Below are 19,736 nucleotides of genomic sequence, written 5' to 3'. Positions count from 1 at the left end.
CCTCGGCAATCGCGATCTGCTGCCCGGCGAGTTGGGCGTGCGGCTCGACGCCCGTGCCTGGGCCCGGACCGGGCGACCCGTCGTCCGGCAGTACCGCGAGGAGCGCCCCGCGGGCGTCGCGGTGGTGTTCGACCCCCGCACCTCGGCCGCGACCTCCGGGACGGCCGCGGACGATCGATTCGAAGCGGCGGTGAGCCGCGCGGCCGCGGCGTGCGAGGCGGTCGGTCGAAACGGCGGGGATCTGGCGCTGTTCGCCGCCGGGCGCGAGGTGCACCGCTTCCGCGGGGCCGGACGGGCGGCGCTGGACACCGCTCTGGACGCCTTGGCGGTCGCGGCGCCGGTCGATCCGCACGACGGCGACCCATTCGCCGACCCGGCCTTCTGGTCGGGCTTGGAGGTGGTCGCCGCGGTGGTGCTCATCACGGCGGACGCGGCGGGCGGGGAAGGCAGCACTCGCGGGGCATTGATCCGGCGTTTAGGGGCCGGCGGGCGGATCGTGCTCTCCACGCCGGGGGCCGCGGGATGAGCGAGACCACGCCGCATCCATCGCCCCCGCCCCCGGGACCGCGACGGGTCACGTTGGCCGCGATGCTGCTGTTGCAGGCGGGGATCTTCGCCCTGCTCAGCCGCACCCTGGCGCTGCCGGCGGCCGTGGCGGTCGCGGCGATCCTCGGAGCGCTGCCCAGACGGCGTGCGGCGATCTCGCGGGCGCGGTTCCTGATTATCGCCGGCGGCATCGGCGCCGCGTGCCTCGCCCTTTGGCGGGCGCTGCCGCACTACCGGCCTTCGGATATGGACCCCGCGATCGGCGCATTGGGGCATGCGTTGGGGCAATGGGCGCTGGCGGGGCAAGCGGTCTGCCTGTTCCTGGATTGGGGAACCGACCGACGGGGCGTCGCCAAGATGCCCGCGGTCCTCCCCGCGGCCGGCGTGGCCGTTTTGCTGAGCGCCGGGGACATTCGCGCCACGGACTTCGAACGCGGCGCCTTTCTGATCGCCGCGACGCTGTTCGCCCTATTGTCCGGCGTCTACTTCAGCGTCGGTAATCCGGCGGGGGGCCTGGGGCTGATCCGGCCGGCGGCGAACGAACGCGGTCGCTGGCAGCGGCGGGCGGCGCTGCTGACGGTCGCCGTCACGATCGCCGCGTTCACCTGGGGAGCGAGCCTCACGCTGCGGCGCTATGAACGCACGATGGACCGCCTCGTGCGGCAGTTCCTGCAACCCGAACCGCTGGCCGTCGCCGCGGGGTACGGCGGGGAGGCCCGGCTGGGCGACGTCCGGGAGCGGCAGCAGTTCGCGTCGCGCAGCGTCGCGCTGCGGTGCTATGCGGCGTCCGAACCCGGCTACCTGCGCGGCCAAGCCTATTACACGCTCGCCGCGACGCCCGAGGGCACCCGTTGGATCGGCGGCGACGAGGAGCGCCAGAGGCGCGCCGCGGACGGCATCGCCGCCGTGCTCGCCCGTCGCGGGTCGCCGCTGGGAGAGGACGAAGATCGCTTCCTGTTCGACTTCACCCGCCCCCCCGTAACCGGGATCGCACCGCCCGTCGCCGACGGCGAGGAGCACGGGGCCGCGAACACGCCGGACGCCGTCGAGATCTGGCCCGTCCAGAACTTTCGGGGGACGGCGTTCGTCCCGCCGAACACGACTCGCTTCTGGGGGCCGGAGCGGCTCCTCGATGCGGACGAGTACGGCCTGCGGCTCACCACCGCCGTCGCTCAGCCGCATTACGCCGCCGCACGCGGCGACCGCCGGCGTCCCCCGGCCGCGGGCGACTGGGATCGCGTCGCGGTCGCCGTCGACCCCGCGGACGAACGCCTCCTCGCCGTGCCCGCCCTGCTGACGGAGGACGCCGCGATCCAGGAGATCGCGGACCGGGTGTTCGCCGGCAGCCGATCGCCCGCCGGGCATATCTCGGCGGTCGAGGACTATTTTCGAGCGAACTACGAGTACCGCCTCGGAGCGGAGATCGGTCGCTCGGGGAATCCGATGCGGGAGTTTCTCGTCCGTCGGCCCGCGGCCCATTGCGAGTACTTCGCCACCGCGGCGACGGCGCTGCTCCGCATGCGGGGCGTGCCGGCTCGATACGCGACCGGGTTCGTCGCCTCGGAATCGAACCCGGTCGGCGATTACTGGCTCGCCCGCAACGAGGACGCCCACGCCTGGTGCGAGGCGTGGGATCCCGCGCGCGGCTGGGTCGTCGTCGAGGCGACTCCCTCCGCCGGCGTGCCGGACGGCGACGACGGGGCGAATCTGTTCGGCCAGCTGTGGGATGCGGCCGCGGCGACGCTGGTCCGCTGGCGACAGTACTTCGCGGAGCGGGGTTGGAGCTGGCTGTTGGGAGCGCTGGGCGGCTGGCTCACGACCGGGCCGGGCGCCCTGTTGGTCCTGATGCTCGTCGGGCTGGGGGGCTGGCGCGTGCGGCGGGCGATTACGGAACGACGGGCCGAAGACCCCGCTCGCCGGGCCGTCCTCGGACTGCTGAAACGAGCCGATCGCCGGCTCGCCCGTCGCGGCCTGCATCGGGCGCCGGCCGAATCGCTGCACGCGTTCGCCCAGCGCATCGCCGTCGATCTGGACGATCCCCGCTGGGGCGGGTGGTACGGCGAAGTCGCCGATCTGCTGTACCGCCCCGGCCTCACCCCGGAGGCCGCGGAGCGGTTTCGAGGCTCTCTGCCGGCGCTGCCCCCGGTTCGCCGTCGCGGTGAGGCGGCCCGCTCCCCGCAGCTTCCGTCGGCTTGAGATCCTGCCCGCCCCACCGGTTTTCCTCCCCCCGCCGCATGCGGGCGAAGTTACTGGCGTGTCGGGCTGTGATGAGAAGGGCCGTCAGCAACGCGAACCCGGCGAGGCTCCACCCCGCGGAACCGAACAGGCCCGGTCTCACAAGCAGGCAGTCGATCGCGCAGGTCAACGCGAACGCCCACGCGGCGACGGTCGAGGCCAGCGCCACCAGCCGGGTCGTCTTCGCCACGAGGGCGAACGCCGCCGCCCCGATCAGCAGACCGGGCCAGTGCAGCACGGCCGTCACGCCCAGCCCGGTCGCGACGCCCTTGCCGCCGCGGAACTTCAGCCAGACCGGGAACACATGCCCCAGCACCGCGGCGGCCCCGCAGACCACCGCCAAGTGTCGCCAGGCGTCGCTCTCGTCGCCCGGCCCGTCGACCTCCAGCAGCCGCGGGAGAACCAGCACGGGAACCGCGCCTTTCAAGGCGTCCAGCAGCAGGATCGCCGCCCCCCATCGCTTGCCGAGCACACGGCTGGCGTTCGTCGCTCCCGGGTTGCCGCTGCCGACGGATCGCAGGTCCACCCCGGCGACCCACCGCACGATCAGCAGCGCCCACGGGACGCTGCCGGAGAGATACGACAGACCGGCGGCAAGGGCGTACTCCATCCCGCGAGCTTGCCAGAAAAACGCTCGATTCGCACCCCGAAGCCGCTGTCGTTCGGGCTGAACTACAGCGCGTTCCGCTTCGTGTGCCGGCCGATCGCCGTGGCCTTGCGCCGCACCTTGCGAACCAACTCTCGGTCCTCCGCGTTCAACGGGCGACCGAGGTAGGCCCGCAGGCAGCGCACCTGTTCGGTGATCGGGACCGCGTCGGCGCTGTAGAACAGTTGGGCGAGGTCCTTGATCCGCCACCGCTCGGGCAGCGCCCCGTGTGAACGCACGCGGCCCAGATCGATCACCTTCAACCCCTCGCCCGGCGGTGCCCCGGGCGGCATCAGCCAGTGGCAGAGGTACAGATCCTGATGGTGCATCCCCGCGTCATGCATCCGCCGGGCGATCACGACGACCGCTTCGCCGAGCGCTCGACGCTGCTTGCGAACCGTCGGCGAGAGATCGCCGCGGCGGTCGTTGACCCAGTGATCGACGCGCTCGCAGTCCTCCAACGCCTCGGTCATCACGAACGATCGCCGGCTGCCCGGGGGGCCGGTCTCGCCGAAGGCGACGGGCGTCATCGTGGGAATGCCGACGGCGTGGAACCGCAGCATCGCCTCCCACTCCGGCCGCGCCCCGAGCACCGGCTTCGTCAATCGCAGCAGCGGTTTGACGTACTCCGAGAGCGGATCGCGGCCGTGCCGTTTGATGTAGAACGCCCGGCCGCCTGTCGCCGGTCCGTTGGCCGCAGGGAATTCGAAGCGAGCCGTGACCCGCTGCTTGACGTGCCGGGCGACCTCGACCGGTTCGAGCCGCTCGAAGGCGTCGAACGTCGTCAGGCCGTGCTGCTTGAGCCACTCCGCCGACGCGGCGTTGACCATCAACCGGCCGCCGTCCCATGTCTCCGTGACGATGGGGCCCGGGCCGACCGGGGTGCCGGTCGCCGTGGGGCCCGAGGCGTTCGGGGGCGGCGGCGTCATGCCGCCCTCCGGTTCGGTTCGGCGGACGCGGCGCTCTGCTCGACCATGCCGGGCAGTGCATCGAGCGTCTCCCGCAGTCGGGCCTTCAGGTCGTGTCGGGCAGCTCCGGCGAGCGCCGCGGCGCCCACTGCCCGCCGCAGGTCCGCGTCGCCGACCAGTCGGCCAATGCGGTCGGCGAGATCCGCCGTGGCCCAGGGCGAATCGATCACGAACCCGTCGACGCCTTCGGTCAGCAGTTCGCCGGCGCCGTTCTGGCGGGTCGTGATCACCGGCAGTCCGGCGACCTGCGCCTCGGCGACGACCAGCGCCCCGGGGTCGTAGAAGGTGGGGAAGGCGAGCAGATCGCAGCCGGCGTAAGCCTCCCGGGGATCGGAGACCGGCCCGATCCACCGCACCCGGTCGGCCAATCCCAGTTTATCGGCCATCGCTCTGTAACGGCCGTTCTTCGGGCTGCCGCACACCACCAGCGCCGCGGTCGGATGCTGCGGCGCCACCACGGCGAACGCTTCGAGCAACGGCTCCAACCCCTTCAATGCGTAGTTCCACGCGATGAACAGCGCGGCGACGTCGCTCTCCGCCAGCCCGGCCCGGTCGCGGAACTGAGCGCGGCGGTCGGCGATCTCCGCGGGGGAGGGCGGCGTCTCGGGGATGCGAATGCCGTTGGGCACGACGGCGATGCGGTCGGCCGGCACGCCGTGGAAGCGGCGGAAGTGCTCGGCGATCATCTCGCTGGGCGCGATGACGAACGGGCCGCACTCCCCGCCCGGTTCGCCCGGTCGGTTCCCGCCGAACGCCTGCCGGTTGATCCAGCGATAGCCGATCTGCGTGGGATTGATCCGCTTGCCGAGGCTCCACACGGCTCGCTTGAGGGGCGAACGGAACCGGGCGCGGTTGTATTCGAGCGTGCCGGGGTGGGCGCCGGCGACGGCGATCAGCACGTCCTGGGCGTAGGTCTTGTTGAAGCCGATCGTCAGGTCGAACCGTCCTCCGCTCACGGCGTTCGCGGCGGCCTGGGCGAAGCGGACGGCTCGCAACCAGCGGACCTTTCCCAGCAGTCCCAGCGGCAGCAATTCGACTCGAACCGCGGGGGGAAGATCGAGACCGCCGGCCTTCCGTGCGAAGATGGTGACCTCGTGACCGGCGTCGTGCATCACCTGGGCGAACATCGCCACGGTGTTCTCCGCGCCGCCGAAGCCGGAGCCGACCTTTTCGATGGTCAACGCGATCTTCACGGGCGGGCGATTCTCACGAGCCTGGGGCTGTCCGTTCCGGTGATTGGCCGTCAGGCGGCGATCCGCTGCGACGGGGACGCCGCCAGCGACTTGCGGACCGCCGCGTACACGCGGTCCGGGCTGAGATCCGTCATGCATTTCAGATGACCCAGCGGACAGGTCCGCTGCTGGCAGGGACCGCAGTCGACCGGGATCTGCAGGTGCGTGGCGTTCTCGTGGAACGTCTCGCTCCAGGCGATATGGGTCGGGCCGAACAGCGTGATCGCCGGCGTGCCCAGCGGACCGGCGAAGTGCCGCGGGCCGCTGTCGGTGGTCACCAGCAGGTCCGCCGCCCGCACCGCGGCCTTCGTCAGACCGATCGAGAGCTTGCGATCGCCGTCCTCCGAGACGCCGATGCTGACGACCCGCGGATCGTCCGCCAATGCGGCGATCTCTTGGGCGATTGCCCGTTCCCCCGGCCCGCAGAGGGCCAGCACGGAACGATCCAGCGTCGCGGCGATGCGGCCGGCGAGGTCCGCGAAGTGAGCGGTCGGCCAGTGCTTCGCCGCTCCGAACGCCCCGCCGGGGTTCAACGCGACAAACCCGTCGCGGAGGACCGGGCGCTCCTCCAACACGGCCTCGAACGCCGCTTCGTCCGCGGGGAGCACGGCGAGTTCGGTCTCCGTGCCCGGATCGTCGCAGCCCGCGGCGACGGCGAGCTTGTTGTACGACAGCAGCGTCGACGACGGCTTCGAGCGATCGGGCGTCGGCACCGGATCGGTCAGCAGCCAGCGCCGGCTGTCGCGGTCGAAACCCAGAATACGCCTCGCCCCCGCCAACCGGGCCACCGCCGCGGTCCGCAGGGAGTTCGGAAACAGCACGGCGAAGTCCGCCCGTTCGCTCCGCAGGGTGCGCGTCGAGGCCCACGCCGCCCGCTGCGACTTCGGCAGAGCGACGATCCCATCGGCCAGATCGGTGCCGACGAGCACGTCGCCGACCGGCGGCCGGCAGACGGCGACGACCGTCGCGTCGGCGTACCGCGTCCGCAGCGCGCGCAACGCCGGGGTCGCCATCACCGCGTCGCCCACCCAGTTGGGCAGGAACACGGCGAGGCGTCGCACCGTGGACGGTTCCGGCGGTCCGTGGGTGGTCGTCATCAGTCGGGGAAAGGTCACGCCGCCCGCCGCATGAGGACCGTGGGGTCGTCGTCCCCGATCTTCTCGTCTTCCGCCGGGGCGGAGGACTGCGAAGCGTCGCTCGCCGAGGATTCGCCGCGGATGCGCTCGACGATCTGGGTGGTGCTCCAACCTTCCAGCACGCCCAGCGGACGGACGGAGCCGCCGTAGCCGTCGACGACCTCATGGCCGACGATCTCGTCGCGTGAGTAGGTGCCGCCCTTCACCAGCACATCCGGCCGCAGCGTGCGGAGCAGACGATGCGGCGTGGCGTCCGGCATGGGGATGACGTAGTCGACGGCCCGCAGCGCGGCGAGCATCGCGATCCGCTGTTCCTCCGGAATCAACGGCCGATCGGACCCCTTGCCGAGTCCGCGGACGGAGGCGTCCGTGTTCACCGCGACCACCAACACATCCCCCTGAGCGCTGGCCTCTTCCAGCGAGGCGACGTGGCCGGCGTGCAGCAGGTCGAAACAGCCGTTGGTGAAGACGACCGTCTGCCCCGAAGCCTGCCGATGGGCGAGCAACTCGGCGAGGGCGTCCGCGTCCTGGACGATGCGGCCGGCGCCGCCGCGACCGCCGGAGAGCAGGTCCGCGACGATTTCATCGCGGGTGACCGGGGCGCAACCGACCTTCTCGACCTCGATCCCGCCGGCGACGTTCGCCAACCGGGCCTGATCTTCGGGGGAAAGTCCCTCGGCGGCGGCGAGGCCGATGACCGCCAGCACGACGTCGCCGGCGCCGGTGATATCGCTCACGCCGCGGCGGCGGGTCGGATGAACGCTCGTCGTGCAGTCGCCGGCGCCGCCTTCTTCCGAAGCGACCCGCTTCGCCAAGACGATGCCGTCGCTGTCGATCGTGACGAAGGCGTGCGACAGGTCGTATTCGAGGACCAGTTGGCGACCGGCGGCCTCGGCATCGCCGATCGTCTCGATCTGCTTGCCGACGGCTCGGCCGGTCTCCGTGCGGTTGGGGGTGATCGCCGTCGCTCCGCGGAAGCGGGAGCAGTCGCCGGACCCCGGCGGATCCGCGAGCACCGGCAGCCCGGCCTTCTTCGCGGCGGCGATCACGCCGGCGGCGACCCGCGGCGTGAGCACGCCTTTGCCGTAGTCGCTCAGCAGGACCGCAGCGACGGTCGGCAGCAACTGCTCGACCCGAGCCAGCAAGGCGTCTTCGACGTGCGGGCTGAGGGCGTCGCGGACCTCGCGGTCCACCCTTAGCATCTGGTGCGGGTGCCGGTGGTGGGCGCGGCCGAGGAAGCGTTCCTTCACGGTGGTCGGGCGGGCCGGATCGGCGATCAGACCGCCGGTGGCGACGCCCGCATTCTCCAACGCCCCGCGGCAGGCCCGGCCGTCGCTATCGTCGCCGACCACCCCGGCCACGACCGGCTGGGCGCCGAGTCCGGCGAGCATGTTGGCGACGTTCGCGGCGCCGCCGAGCCGCACTTCCCGCTTCGATTCCCGCAGCAGGATGACGGGGGCTTCCTGCGAGACCCGTTCCGCCTCGCCCCAGATGTACCGGTCGAGGATCACGTCGCCGACCACCAGCACCCGCGGGCGGCCGAGGTTGCGGACGGTCTCGGCGAGCTTCACGGGAGAGTGCGTCGGGGGAGCGTGATGGGCGCGAGCGGCGATCGCGGGGGGGTGGGGCATGATCGACGGCATCCGTGCCGCTGGGAAGGTGAAACCGAAACGGGACTCCGCTGCTTCGCACACGAAGCGCCGTTCCGCAAGGGGGATTGAAGTTGCTGACGGCTTCCTCAATGAGCCCCGACCGTCAGGGAGGCGGTCGCTCACCCGGGACCGGGCGCTGCGGAGTTCGATGAATTAAGCGGACACGCCAGAGCGGCCCCCCCCTGACGGTCGGGGCTCGGAGCGTTAGCCCGTCAACGCGAACAACCGGCGGGCGTTGGCGGTGGTGAGGGCGGCCAATTCGCTCGCGGGAACGCCGCGGGCCTCGGCGATTTTATCGAGCGTGAAGGCGACGAAGGCCGGCTCGTTCCGCTTCACCTTCCCGCGTTTGGGGGTGGGAACAAGGTAGGGGCAGTCCGTTTCGACCAGCAGTCGGTCGGCGGGGCAGTCCGCGGCGACGGCCAGGAGTTCCTTGTTCTTCTTGTACGTGACCATCCCGCTGAACGAGAGATGCAGCCCCAACTCCAGGCACTGCCGGGCGGTCTCCGCATCCCCCGCGAAGGAGTGCATCACCCCCGGCGGCAGGCCGTCGGCGTCAGCGGCATCCTGCATCACTCGCACCGTATCCGCCTCCGCCTCGCGGCAGTGCACGATGAACGGCTTGCCGCAGGCCCGGGACAGATCGAGGTGCCAGCGGAACCACTCCTCCTGCAAATCGTGCGGCGCGTAGTCCCAGTAGTGATCGAGGCCCGTTTCCCCCACCGCCACGACGTGCAGATGCGCGGCGAGTTCCGTGATCCGATCACGGTCGTCCGGGGCCGTTTGATGGGCGTAGTTCGGCTGCACGCCGACCACGGCGAACAGTTCGGAATGCTGTTCCGCGAGCGCTACCGCGGCTTCGCTCGTGGCCCGGTCGATGCCGACGACGAACATCGTGTGCACGCCGGCCTCCGCGGCGCGGGCGATCGTCTCCGGCAGATCGCCGTCGTACCCGTCCTCCTGAAGGTGGGTGTGCGTGTCGATGAGCGTCATGAAGGTCGTTCGTAGTGGCACGCTTCAGCGTGCCCCGAGCGACGCAGTCGCGAGCGGTCGCCAGATCGCATTCGGCTCGCTGCGCTTGCCGGGGCGCCCTGAAGGGTGCCACTACGAACGGCGTTTCACAACACCGCCTCCGCGATCGCATCGCAGAGCGCTCCGAGCCGGCCGAGGAGCGGGAGGATGAGCAGCACGGGGACCGCCAGCAGCACGAGGTAGGCTCGCTCCGAACCGGTCACCGGCGGCCCGATCGGTGCGCCGGACGTGCCCTCCGGCGCCGCGTCGAGATACAGGCTGCGGATCGGGCGGAAGTAATAGAACAGGCTCGCCACGGTGTTCGCCGCGGCGATCAGGGCGGCGGCGAACAGTAGCGGGGAGCCGACGCGGTCGCTGAGCGCGGCGGCGAACACCGCGAGTTTCCCCACGAACCCGGCGGTCGGCGGCAGGCCGACCAGCCCAACGAGGCTCACCGCGAAAGCGCCCGCGACCCAAGGCATCTTCGATCCCAGCCCGGCCAGCGAGGCGACGTCCGTCCGCAACGTGCGATTGCGGAAGATCGCTACCGCGGCGAACGCTCCGAGGTTCAGAAACAGATATGCCGTGAGGTACAGCAGCGTTCCGGCCAGTCCCGCGACGGCGAGGTCCCCGTCGCCCCGCCCGACGCCCAGAAAGCACGCCGCGACGCCCAGCAGCATCGTCCCCGACTGGGCGACCGTGCTGTAGGCGAGCAGCCGGCCGAGATCCTTCTGGGCGAACGCCGCGAGGTTCCCGAAGGTCATCGAGACCGCCGCCCCGGCCGCGCACGCCAAGCCGAGGCCGGTCAGCAAGGCGTCGCCGGTCTCTCCGAACGGCCCGTGCAGGCTCAGGCCGAATCTCACGAGCAGGGCGAAGGCGCCGATCTTCGGGGCGACGGAGAGGAACCCGCTGACCTCGGCGAGCGCTCCTTGGAAGGCGTCCGGCGTCCAGAAGTGGAAGGGCACGAGGCTCAGCTTGAACGCCAGCCCGCACAAGATGAACACGACTCCCGCGATCGCCGCCCCGCCGACGCCCGGTTCGTTCCATTCGAGTCCCTCCAGCGGGATCAGCGCCAGCCGTTCGCCCAGCGCCGGCAGCGACAGCGTGCCGGTCACGCCGGCCAGCAGGCTCGCCCCGTACATCATCACCCCCGCGGCGCCGGCCCCGAACACGAGGTACTTCAGCGCCGCCTCGCCCGCCTCCCGGCTGCCTTTGCGGAAGCCGACCAGCACGTAGGCCGGCACGCTGGCCATCTCCACGGCGAGAAACAGCATCAGCAGATGGTTCGCCTGTCCCATCAGCACGCTGCCCAGCGCGACCGCGGCGAGGGGCACGTGGAAGTCCGGGCCGTCGTCGTCCGCGGGGTCGATCGAGGGACGCGGCACGCCGGTGAGCAGCGTGAGCGTCACCGTCAGGTTCCAACCCAGCAGGCAGAGCACGCGGACGTACACGGTCAGCGCGTCGTTCCGCACCAACCCGGCCCAGCCGTCGGACGGGGATTCAAACGCTCCCCCCCACTGCAAACAGGCGAGCGCCGTCGCCAGCGCCGACCCGCCGAAGGCCACGCTGCCCGCCGGCAGCCAGCGGGCCATCCCGAACAGGCGGGTCAGCAGCAACGCCACGATCGTGGCGCAGACGATCAGTTCCGGGGCGAACGCCGGCAGGCTGAGGGCCAAGTCGGGCAGCACGCCTTGCCAGTCGCGGGCCACGTCGACCGCGTGCCGATTTGGCGGAAGGACCGCGGTCAGGCCCGTTGCCGACGAAACGAAGGCTGATGAGACGGGGGCGAAGGTCACTCCGCGGCCCCCGCGATCACCGTTTCACCGTCGTTCCGTTCGCGGTCCGCTTCGACGGCGTCGCCCAGCGTGTCGACCAAACGACCGACCGCGGGCTCGGTCACGTCGAATACCGGCCGCGGGTAGACGCCCAACGCGACGGCGAGCGCCATCAGCACGGCGAAGATCGCGGTCTCCCTTCCGGACAGCTGCGAAAGATTCTCGCGCAGGGGACCGACGTACTCCGCTCCGAGAAACACCCGCTGCACCATTCGCAGCATGTAGCCGGCGGTGAGGATGATGCCGAACGCCGCCGCCGCCGCCGCCCACGGACTCGCCGGCCACGCCGCGAACACGGTGACGGCTTCCCCCACGAACCCGCACAGCCCCGGCAGGCCCAGCGCGGCGAAGCTCATGCCGAGCCCCAGCGCCGCGTAGATCGGCATGCGTCGCAGCAGCCCGCCGAAGCGGTTGATCTCGCGGTGATGGACGCGGTCGTAGAGCACTCCGACGGCGAAGAACATCCCCGTGCTGGTGATGCCGTGGCCGACCATCTGGAAGATCGCCCCGCTGAAGCCCATCTTCCAGAAGTCCGGCTCGCTGAGCGTCCAGGCGCCCAGCCCCAGCAGCACGTAGCCCATGTGGCTGACCGACGAGTACGCGACGAGCCGTTTGAAGTCCGTCTGGGCCATCGCCGCCAGCGCCCCATAGATGATGCTGACGGCCCCGAGGGCGCAGACGATCTCCGCCCCCGCCGCGGCCCCCAGCGGCGCCAGCGGATAGGCGAGCCGCAGGATGCCGTACCCGCCGACTTTCAACAGCACCCCGGCGAGGATCATCGAGACCGGCGTGGGCGCCTCGACGTGAGCGTCCGGCAGCCAGGTGTGGAACGGCACCGCGGGCAGTTTGATCAGGAAGCAGCCCAGCATCAGCCAGAAGGCGAGCGTTTGCGTGCCGCGGTCGATCGTCACCCCGGCGTATTCGCCGGTCCCGGCGCCGCGGGCGATGTCGGAGAGCAGCCGCATATCGAAGGTGCTCGCCCCCACGCCGCTGCCGCCGGCGGCGTAGAGCATCAGCAGGGCGACCAGCAGCAACAGCGAACCGGCCAGCGTGTAGAGGAAGAACTTGATCGCCGCGTACGCCCGGTTCGGCCCGCCCCAGACCCCGATGAGGAAGTACATCGGCAGCAGCATCACCTCGAACAGCACGTAGAACAGGAACAGGTCCAGCGCGAGAAACGTACCCAGCACGCCCGTTTCCAGCAGCAGGAACAGGCTCCAATACGCCCGCGGCTTCTCGCTGACGTTCCAGGAGGTCGCGGCGCTTAGCAGAAAGACCAGCCCGGTGAGGACCACCAGCGGCAGGCTGATGCCGTCCACGCCCAGCGTGTAGCGGATGTTGAAGGAACCGACCCACTCCGCATCCGTCACGAGACGCATGCCGTGGTCGTCCGGCGTCGCCTCAAAGTACGCCGGCAGTAGCGCCGCGGTGGTGAGGAGGAACGTCGCCGCGACCGTGCCGAGACCGATCCACCGGGCGACCGCCGCGGGGGCGCAGGCCGTCAGGACCGCGCCGGCGGCGGGCAGGAAGACGATCAGCGACAGCAGGGCGGCAGGATCCATGCGTTTCCAAAGGCGTTCGTAACGCGGAGGCCCCGCGGGGCCTCTGCGTTAGTGGGGGGCGGAGTGTGACGGGAACGTCTTCATCCGGCCAGCAGGACCACCGCCAGAACCGCCAGTCCCACCGCACAGGCGGCCAGCGCCGCGACGTACTGCCGCAGCCCCCCGGACTGCGTCGCCCCGAACAGCCGCCCGAATCCGCGGGCCAAGCGGCCGACCCCGCGCACCACGCCGTCGACCAGACGCTCGTCCACCGATCGTTCGAATCGCGCCACCCGTCGGGCCAGCGTCGCGGTTCCGTGCACGGCGCCGTCGAGCGCCGAGCGATCCGTCAGGGCCGCCACCTCCCCCGCGAGCAACGTCGGCCGCACCGCCAGCGCTCGGTAGACCGCATCGAACCCCCAGCCGCTCCGCAGCCAGCGCACGACCGCGGCGTCTTTCAGCCCCTCGGCTCTGGCGTGCCCCGGCGCCCGGCGCCACGGCCCGAACAGCGCCAGCCCCGCCGCAGCGCCCAGTCCCGCGGCGATCAGCCCCATCATCTCAGCGTGATGGTGGGCTTCGTCGACAGCCGCTTCCGTCGGGGACTCGAACAGGGCGAACGTCCCGACCTCCGGCGCCGTGCGGGTCAGGAACCCGTACAGCGGCCCGCCGTCGCCGCCGATCGCGCAGAACGCCGCCAGCCCGGCGAGGATCAGGATCGGGGCGAGCATCACCGCGGGGCTTTCGTGCGCCCCCTTCGTCGCGGACCCCGGCGTGCCGGCGAACGTCAGACCCCACAGCCGCACCATGTACAACGCCGTCAGCCCCGCCGTGACCAGCGGGACCCAGAACAGAATCGCATGAGCCGGGTTCGCCTCCGTGAAGGCGAGGGCGTGCGACAGAATCGCATCCTTCGAGTGGAACCCGCTGAAGCTGAGGGCTTCGCCGAACAGCGTCACCCCGGGGATCGCCAGCCCGCTGATCGCGATCACCCCCACCAGCATCGCCCCCGCGGTGACGGGCATTTTTCGCATCAATCCGCCGAGTTTCGTCACGTCCTGAGCGTGATGACAGGCGACGATCACGCTGCCCGCGCACAGGAACATCAGGCTCTTGAAGAAGGCGTGCGTGACGAGGTGGAACAGCCCCGCCCCCCAGCCGGTCACGCCCAGCGCCAGCATCATGTAGCCGAGTTGCGAGATGCTGCTGTAGGCGAGAATTCCCTTGAGATCCGTCTGAAACAACGCCGGCGCCGCCCCGATCAACGCCGTGGCGCAGCCGAGATAGGCCACCGTCAGCAGCACCTCGCCCGGCAGCGCCGGCGTCATCCGGCCGATCAGGTAGACGCCCCCCGCGACCATCGTGGCGCTGTGCACCAACGCCGAGACCGGCGTCGGCCCGGCCATCGCGTCCGGCAGCCAGACCTGGAGCGGAAACTGGGCGCTCTTCCCCACGCAGCCGGCCAGTACGCCGAACCCGCCGATCAGCAGCGCCGTGCGGCTCAACTCCCCGGCGCCGGCCGCTTCGAACAGGCTGACGAATCGCACGTCCCCGTTCGCCGCCAGCAGCGCCGCCAAGCCGATCAGAAACCCGGCGTCGCCGATGCGGTTCACGACGAACGCCTTCGTCGCCGCGGCCCCGGCGATCGGGCGTTCGTAATAAAAGCCGATCAACAGGTAGCTGCACGCCCCGACCAGTTCCCACCCCACGAACACGTGGAACAGGTTGCCCCCGATTACCAACAGCAGCATCGCCGTGACGAACAGGCACAGGTAGCCGAAAAACAGGTGGAACCGCCCGGGCCGGACCAGTTCCTCCTCGAAGGAGTGGTCGCGGTGTTCGTGGGTCAGTTCATCGGAGAGATACCCGAGGGCGAACACGCACACGCAACTCGCCACGAGACTGACGAGGCAGAACATCGTCAGCGTGAGGCTGTCGATGTGATGCCCCAGTTCCAGCGTCACCCCCGCCAGCGAAAAGATCTCGTACCACGACCCCGCGATCGGCTCCGGCCCGTCCCACCGCAACGCCGCGGTGAGGGCCAGACCAAACGACCCGAGGATGCAGGCGCTCGCCACGAACCCCGCGGCCCGGTCGTCTTTACGCGGTCGCCACCACCGCGCGGTCAGCCCGGCGAGGGCGCCGACCAGCGGCAGAAACGTGGCGGCGATGAGGAGGGCGGGAACGCTCACTTGACCCCCTCGATACCAGCCCGACGCGCGAGCGTCGGCCGTGCGTCGTCGGGCCAAACGAACGCGGCCATCGGCTCGCTACGCTCGACGGCCGATGCTTGCGCATCGGGCTCGTAAGAAGATCGTCTCATCCTCGCAACTCCGAGGCGGCGTCGACGTCGGCGGTGCCGTGTTGGTTGAAGAAGGCCAGCACGATCGCCAGCGCGACCGCGGCCTCCGCGGCGGCCAGCACGATCACGAACAACGCCGCGATCTGCCCGTCGAGACCGACGCCGATTGCGTCCGCGGTCGCGACCTGCACGGGGACGGCCGGCGGACCGAACTCCGCGGCGGCGACGAAATTCACGCTCGCGGCGTTCAGCACCAACTCCACGCCCATCAGCACGCCGACGGCGTTCCGCTTGGACGCCATGCAGACGACGCCGCAGGTCAGCAGCACCGCCGAAACGATCAGATACCCGGTCATGCTTGCTCTCCCAACCCGTCGCTTGCGGTTTCGCGGGTCGCCTCGGGGGGCGTCTCCGGCGTGGCATCGACCCGCCGCTTCGCCCGCGCGAGGTACGCGGCGCCGATCAGCACGACCAGCAGGTGCACGCTGATGATCTCGAACGGCAGCAGGAACCCCACGCCGGACTCCCCGCCCAGCCCCAGAAACTTCAGACCGATCGGCCGCAGCGTGTCCGGCGTCGCGGCGACGATCTCGACCCCCTCTTCATCGAGAACCGGCGCTCCCGGAATCGCCCGCCCGAGGCCCACGGCCGTCCACCCCAGCGCCGCAGCCAACCCGATCGCGATGAACGTCATGGAGATCGTCTCCAACAGCCCGATCTTCATGCGTCGGCCCACGCCGGCGTCCGTCAGCATCACGCCGAAGATCAGCAGGACCACGGTCCCGCCGACGTAGACGATCAACTGCGTCGCCCCGACCATCGGGGCGTTCAAGAGGAAGAACAGCCCCGCGACGGCGCTCAGGCAGACCACCAGCGAGAACGCCATCCGGGCGACGCTGCGAAACGCCGCGACCCCGAGCGCCCCCCCGCAGGCTAGCGCGGCGAAGACGCCGAATAGTGCGTCGGCTCCGGTCATCGCAACGCCTCCCCCGCTTCGCCGTCGCCGTTAGGCAGCGCGCTGTCTTGTTCAACGATCGCGCCGCCTAGCGGCGACGGCGAAGCGGAGAACGTCGATCCGAACACCGTCGGTCGCCCCAGCGTCGCCAGCAGGCCCAACGGCCAGAGCGTCGCCCCGAGCAGCAGCACGCAGGCGATCGGGGTGAGGTACTTCAAGCAGGTCGCCATGACTTGGTCGATTCGTAGTCGCGGCAGGCTCCACCGCACCCAGACCTGCACGGTGACCAGCAGCGACGCTTTCAGGCAGACCACCCCCGCGAACAGCACGTTCGCCAGATATCCCCCCACGCCGAAGCCCTCGACGCCCACGTCCGGACGCCAGTCGTTCAACCCCGTCAGCGCCGCGTCGAGCGGGGCGATGCCCGTCCACCAGCCGCCCAGAAACAGCAGCGTGGCGATCAGGCTGACGACGAACATGCTGGCGTACTCCGCCAGCATGAACATGCTCCAGCGGAAGCTGGCGTACTCGGTGAAATATCCGGCGACCAGTTCGCTTTCGGCCTCGGCCAGGTCGAACGGCGCCCGTTTGCACTCCGCGATCGCCACCGTGAAGTAGCACAGGAACGCCGCCGCACAGAAGGGATTGGCGAAGACCAGCCAGTTCGGGAACATCCACCCGGCCTGAAAGACGCCGATCTCCCGCAGCGACAGCGACCCCGCCGCGATCACCGGGACGAGCGCCGTGAGGGCCAGCGGGATTTCGTAGCTGACCATCTGGGCCGCCTCGCGCATGCCGCCCAACAGGCTCCACTTCGACCCGCTGGTGTAGCCGCCCAGCACCACGCCGACGACCTCCAGACTCAGCACGGCCAGGATGAGGAACAGTCCGCAGTCGCTGGCGACGGCGACCCAGCGATCGTTGAACGGCAGCAGGGTGAAGGCCATCAGCACGCTGATCGCCGGCACGTACAGGCTCGCTCGAAACAGCAGTCCGTCCGCGGCGTCCGGGACGAGATCTTCCTTCTGAATGAGCTTCAGCCCGTCCGCCAGCGCCTGCAACCAGCCGAACCGCCCGCCGACCCGCGTCGGTCCCAGCCGATCCTGGAGCCGCGCAGACCACTTCCGTTCGACCCAGATAAACACCGCCGGCAGCACGCCGAACAGATTGAGCAGCACGAAGGCGTGCACCGCCGCCGCGACCGCCAGCGCCCAGAATCCGTCCAGCCCCACGCCGTCGCTGAGCCACCCGGCGAGCGTCACCGACTCGACGGCCTCCGCCGGTTCGACCGGTAAGGCGAGATCAGCGGCGGGCGGGGCGGCGAGCATCGGGCCGGGGATCGTCCCGACAACGGTCCTGTTCGGCAACGCCGGTGCGGCGATTCGCGGTGGTCAGCTCAGACCCAGCCGCGGCCTACGTCTCCCTCGTTGGAACTCTCACGTGAATATTGCCGTTTAGTGTCAGGCGTCTCGCAAGCCACGGTGACAAGTCGTGCACCGCGACGACGCCAGTGATAAACTCCGTCTCGATCGTTAATTCGAAAGCGTGCACGCCAGTTTGGTCCAGCCAGAGTTCGAATCCCATTACTTCGCAAAGTCCCATAAGGTCGTACGGTGGATCCTCTCGACGCTCAATACGGAAGGGGACGTGGAGCCAGGAGTCGCTCAACTCTGCTGCCAACGACTGTAGATCACCCTCAAACTCTATCTCGACAGCGGCTTTTGCTCCGTAGAACGGAAGTGTGGGCGGTTGGCTCATCTGCTCACGTCCCCGGCGCGTCCGCCGCGAAGCTGACTTGCTCGAACCCGGCAGCCCTTGCCGCGTCGTAGACCCGCACGACGTCGCCGGCGGGGACGGCGCCGCCGACGTCGAGGATCACCGGCAATTCGCCCGCTGCGTCCGCGGCGGCGAGGCCGCGGAGGACTCGCTCGAAGGCGTCGAGGTCCGGGTAGGTCGTGCCGTTCGCGGTCGCCGTCGTCGTATCGCCGGCTCGGGCCAGTCGCACCCACAATTCGCCCAGCGGCGGGGGCGGTTCGTCGGAGGGCACGTTCGCCTCGATCGCGGCGCCGGAGAGTTCCGTAGCGAGCACCTGTTCGCTCACGCGGCCGACGCTGGCGCAGATCCAGAACGTCAGCAGCAGGAACACGAGGTCGATCATCGGCGTTAGCGCCTGCTCGCGGCGGGCCTCGGCGTCGTCGTGCCGCTTGGGGAGCTTCATCAGAACGACCTCCGCCTGACGTACTCCCCTCTCCCCCCGGGGAGAGGGGTTGGGGGTGAGGGGGACGGTGCGTACGGACGGTCGGCGTGCGGCAAGCGGGCGCCGCTCGCCCTCACCCCCGGCCCCTCTCCCAGAGGGAGAGGGGAGACGCCAAGTCCGAACCGTTTCCCGCTCATCGCTCACCCCCGTCCGTCGCCAGCACGGCGAACTTCACGTCCCGCACGCCAGCCTGCGCACAGGCGACCAGCAGCGGTTCGACCTCCGAGAACGGCGCCGCCCGGTCGCATCGCAGGCGGACCTCGGGGTTCTCCTTCCGACCGGCCTCAGCGAACAGCGCGGCGACGAACGAGCGGTCCCGCACCTGACCGGCGACGCGGAGCGTGCCGTCCGCGGCGATCGTCACCGTCACCCGGTTCGACGCCGCCGCTTCGGCGGGGGCGGCGAGCGTCGCGTCCGGCAGATCGACGCGTTCCCCGGCGTCGATCTTCACCAACTGGGAGGCCGCCAGGAAGAATGTGACCAGCAGAAACGTCACGTCGATCAACGGCGTCATGCTGAACCGCAGCGTCGTGCGGCGCCGCGTGGGGATTCTCATATCCCCGCTCCCCGCCGACCCAGCGGCGCGACCGGGGTCGCGGGAGCCGCGGGAGCCGCTTTGGACGTCGATAACGCCGAGGCCCCGCGGGGCCTCGGCGTTACGGAGGGCGGCGGAGTTTGCCGCCGCAGCGTGCTGAAGATGTGCTCCGCCGTGCCGGCCGCTTCGGCGACGAGTTCGTCGATCCGGTTCCGCAGCAGCGCGAACGACGCCACCGCCGGCACCGCCACGCCGAGGCCCAGCAGCGTCGTCACCAACGCCCGGAAGATGCCCGGCGCCAACTCGCTGACCTGCGGGTTCGCCTTCGTGCTGAACTCGTTGAACGCCAGCATCATCCCCCAGACCGTGCCCAGCAGGCCGAGCATCGGCGCGACCGTGGCGATCACGCTGAGGTATTCCGCCCGCCGAGTGAGCCGGGCGGCTTCCTCGGCGGCGGCGTCTTCCATCGCTTTCTCCGCGGCCTCGTAACCGCGGTCGGCCTCCGTCGCCCCCGCATGCACCAAGCGGCCCAGCAAGCCGCCCCGGCGGGAGCCGACTTCCGCGGCCTCCTTGAACCGCCGGCGAGACACCAACCCGTAGGCCTCCCCGGCCAGTCCCCGCGGCACCAATCGGCCGCGCCGCACGGCGAGCATCTGCTGGACGATCAGTGCCACCATTGCCAGGGACAGGGCGAGGATCAGCAAGCCGACCATCCCGCCGGCTTCCAGCAACTCACGCAGCTCCGGCCCGGCGGACGCTTCGTCCGACGCGATCCCGTCCTGTCCGAAGGCGGGGCGCGCGAATCCGACGGAGGCGAAGAACGACAGCGCCACGGCGACGCTCGTGCGGGAAGGAAAGCGGGGCACGGCGCAGCGGGGTGGGCTTCGGGGG

17 protein-coding genes are annotated in these 19,736 nt (G+C 70.5%); 2 read left to right on the top strand and 15 right to left on the bottom strand.

Annotated features, from left to right (window positions below; genetic code table 11):
• Both LzC2_RS13900 and LzC2_RS13895 read left to right on the top strand, forming a co-directional pair.
• Positions 1–526, top strand: a 526-nt coding sequence (locus LzC2_RS13900; RefSeq protein ID WP_171187987.1) for a DUF58 domain-containing protein, incomplete at its 5' end; no start/stop codon positions are given.
• The gene (locus LzC2_RS13895; protein WP_171187985.1) at positions 523–2,742 is read left to right on the top strand and encodes a transglutaminase-like domain-containing protein; all 2,220 of its coding nucleotides are present in this window, start codon (positions 523–525) and stop codon (positions 2,740–2,742) included. The genes LzC2_RS13900 and LzC2_RS13895, both read left to right, overlap by 4 nt.
• Here LzC2_RS13895 and LzC2_RS13890 read toward each other — a convergent pair.
• From LzC2_RS13890 to LzC2_RS22310, 15 genes are all read right to left on the bottom strand, one after another.
• Positions 2,639–3,391: a glycerol-3-phosphate acyltransferase gene (locus tag LzC2_RS13890; protein WP_171187983.1), complete on the bottom strand. Its 753-nt coding sequence runs from the start codon at positions 3,389–3,391 to the stop codon at positions 2,639–2,641. The genes LzC2_RS13895 and LzC2_RS13890 overlap by 104 nt on opposite strands.
• 62 nt (positions 3,392–3,453) lie before the next feature.
• Positions 3,454–4,356, bottom strand: coding sequence for a lipopolysaccharide core heptose(I) kinase RfaP (rfaP, locus tag LzC2_RS13885; protein WP_171187980.1), 903 nt, complete (start codon positions 4,354–4,356; stop codon positions 3,454–3,456).
• Positions 4,353–5,588 (bottom strand): glycosyltransferase family 4 protein, encoded by a 1,236-nt coding sequence (locus tag LzC2_RS13880; protein ID WP_171187978.1) that lies wholly within the window; start codon positions 5,586–5,588, stop codon positions 4,353–4,355. The genes rfaP and LzC2_RS13880 overlap by 4 nt, the downstream gene beginning before the upstream one ends.
• 50 nt (positions 5,589–5,638) lie before the next feature.
• Positions 5,639–6,724, bottom strand: coding sequence for a lipopolysaccharide heptosyltransferase II (waaF, locus tag LzC2_RS13875; protein WP_171187976.1), 1,086 nt, complete (start codon positions 6,722–6,724; stop codon positions 5,639–5,641).
• A gap of 14 nt (positions 6,725–6,738) precedes the next feature.
• Entirely contained in the window at positions 6,739–8,394 is a 1,656-nt protein-coding gene (locus LzC2_RS13870; RefSeq protein ID WP_171187974.1) for a PfkB family carbohydrate kinase, read from the bottom strand.
• 225 nt (positions 8,395–8,619) lie between these two features.
• Entirely contained in the window at positions 8,620–9,405 is a 786-nt protein-coding gene (locus LzC2_RS13865) for a TatD family hydrolase (protein ID WP_171187972.1), read from the bottom strand.
• Between the two features lie 125 nt (positions 9,406–9,530).
• Positions 9,531–11,132, bottom strand: a complete 1,602-nt coding sequence (locus LzC2_RS13860; RefSeq protein WP_171187969.1) for an NADH-quinone oxidoreductase subunit N — start codon at positions 11,130–11,132, stop codon at positions 9,531–9,533.
• A gap of 83 nt (positions 11,133–11,215) precedes the next feature.
• Positions 11,216–12,820 (bottom strand): complex I subunit 4 family protein, encoded by a 1,605-nt coding sequence (locus tag LzC2_RS13855; protein WP_171187967.1) that lies wholly within the window; start codon positions 12,818–12,820, stop codon positions 11,216–11,218.
• Between the two features lie 80 nt (positions 12,821–12,900).
• Entirely contained in the window at positions 12,901–14,988 is a 2,088-nt protein-coding gene (locus LzC2_RS13850) for an NADH-quinone oxidoreductase subunit L (RefSeq protein ID WP_171187965.1), read from the bottom strand.
• 127 nt (positions 14,989–15,115) lie between these two features.
• Complete coding sequence (gene nuoK / locus LzC2_RS13845) at positions 15,116–15,454, bottom strand: NADH-quinone oxidoreductase subunit NuoK (RefSeq protein WP_171187963.1); 339 nt, start codon at positions 15,452–15,454, stop codon at positions 15,116–15,118.
• A complete protein-coding gene (locus tag LzC2_RS13840; protein WP_171187961.1) occupies positions 15,451–16,074 on the bottom strand; it encodes an NADH-quinone oxidoreductase subunit J family protein in 624 nt (207 codons plus the stop codon). Before LzC2_RS13840 ends, nuoK begins: the two co-directional genes overlap by 4 nt.
• Complete coding sequence (locus LzC2_RS13835; RefSeq protein ID WP_171187959.1) at positions 16,071–17,381, bottom strand: complex I subunit 1/NuoH family protein; 1,311 nt, start codon at positions 17,379–17,381, stop codon at positions 16,071–16,073. Before LzC2_RS13835 ends, LzC2_RS13840 begins: the two co-directional genes overlap by 4 nt.
• 434 nt (positions 17,382–17,815) lie before the next feature.
• A complete protein-coding gene (locus LzC2_RS13830; protein ID WP_171187957.1) occupies positions 17,816–18,271 on the bottom strand; it encodes an ExbD/TolR family protein in 456 nt (151 codons plus the stop codon).
• 172 nt (positions 18,272–18,443) lie between these two features.
• Entirely contained in the window at positions 18,444–18,866 is a 423-nt protein-coding gene (locus LzC2_RS13825) for an ExbD/TolR family protein (protein ID WP_171187955.1), read from the bottom strand.
• Entirely contained in the window at positions 18,863–19,711 is an 849-nt protein-coding gene (locus tag LzC2_RS22310) for a MotA/TolQ/ExbB proton channel family protein (RefSeq protein ID WP_171187953.1), read from the bottom strand. The genes LzC2_RS13825 and LzC2_RS22310 overlap by 4 nt, the downstream gene beginning before the upstream one ends.
• Positions 19,712–19,736: the final 25 nt, after the last annotated feature.

The organism is Alienimonas chondri (assembly GCF_013036045.1).
Classification (GTDB): domain Bacteria; phylum Planctomycetota; class Planctomycetia; order Planctomycetales; family Planctomycetaceae; genus Alienimonas; species Alienimonas chondri.
This window is presented reverse-complemented; position numbering and strand designations above follow the sequence as displayed.

Bases quoted from the DNA above. Each gene is read 5' to 3' on its own strand.
- LzC2_RS13895 (WP_171187985.1), top strand. From the start codon at position 523: ATGAGCGAGACCACGCCGCATCCATCGCCCCCGCCCCCGGGACCGCGA.
- LzC2_RS13890 (WP_171187983.1), bottom strand. From the start codon at position 3,391: ATGGAGTACGCCCTTGCCGCCGGTCTGTCGTATCTCTCCGGCAGCGTC.
- rfaP (WP_171187980.1), bottom strand. From the start codon at position 4,356: ATGACGCCGCCGCCCCCGAACGCCTCGGGCCCCACGGCGACCGGCACC.
- waaF (WP_171187976.1), bottom strand. From the start codon at position 6,724: ATGACGACCACCCACGGACCGCCGGAACCGTCCACGGTGCGACGCCTC.
- LzC2_RS13870 (WP_171187974.1), bottom strand. From the start codon at position 8,394: ATGCCCCACCCCCCCGCGATCGCCGCTCGCGCCCATCACGCTCCCCCG.
- LzC2_RS13865 (WP_171187972.1), bottom strand. From the start codon at position 9,405: ATGACGCTCATCGACACGCACACCCACCTTCAGGAGGACGGGTACGAC.
- LzC2_RS13855 (WP_171187967.1), bottom strand. From the start codon at position 12,820: ATGGATCCTGCCGCCCTGCTGTCGCTGATCGTCTTCCTGCCCGCCGCC.
- nuoK (WP_171187963.1), bottom strand. From the start codon at position 15,454: ATGACCGGGTATCTGATCGTTTCGGCGGTGCTGCTGACCTGCGGCGTC.
- LzC2_RS13840 (WP_171187961.1), bottom strand. From the start codon at position 16,074: ATGACCGGAGCCGACGCACTATTCGGCGTCTTCGCCGCGCTAGCCTGC.
- LzC2_RS13835 (WP_171187959.1), bottom strand. From the start codon at position 17,381: ATGCTCGCCGCCCCGCCCGCCGCTGATCTCGCCTTACCGGTCGAACCG.
- LzC2_RS13830 (WP_171187957.1), bottom strand. From the start codon at position 18,271: ATGAAGCTCCCCAAGCGGCACGACGACGCCGAGGCCCGCCGCGAGCAG.
- LzC2_RS13825 (WP_171187955.1), bottom strand. From the start codon at position 18,866: ATGAGAATCCCCACGCGGCGCCGCACGACGCTGCGGTTCAGCATGACG.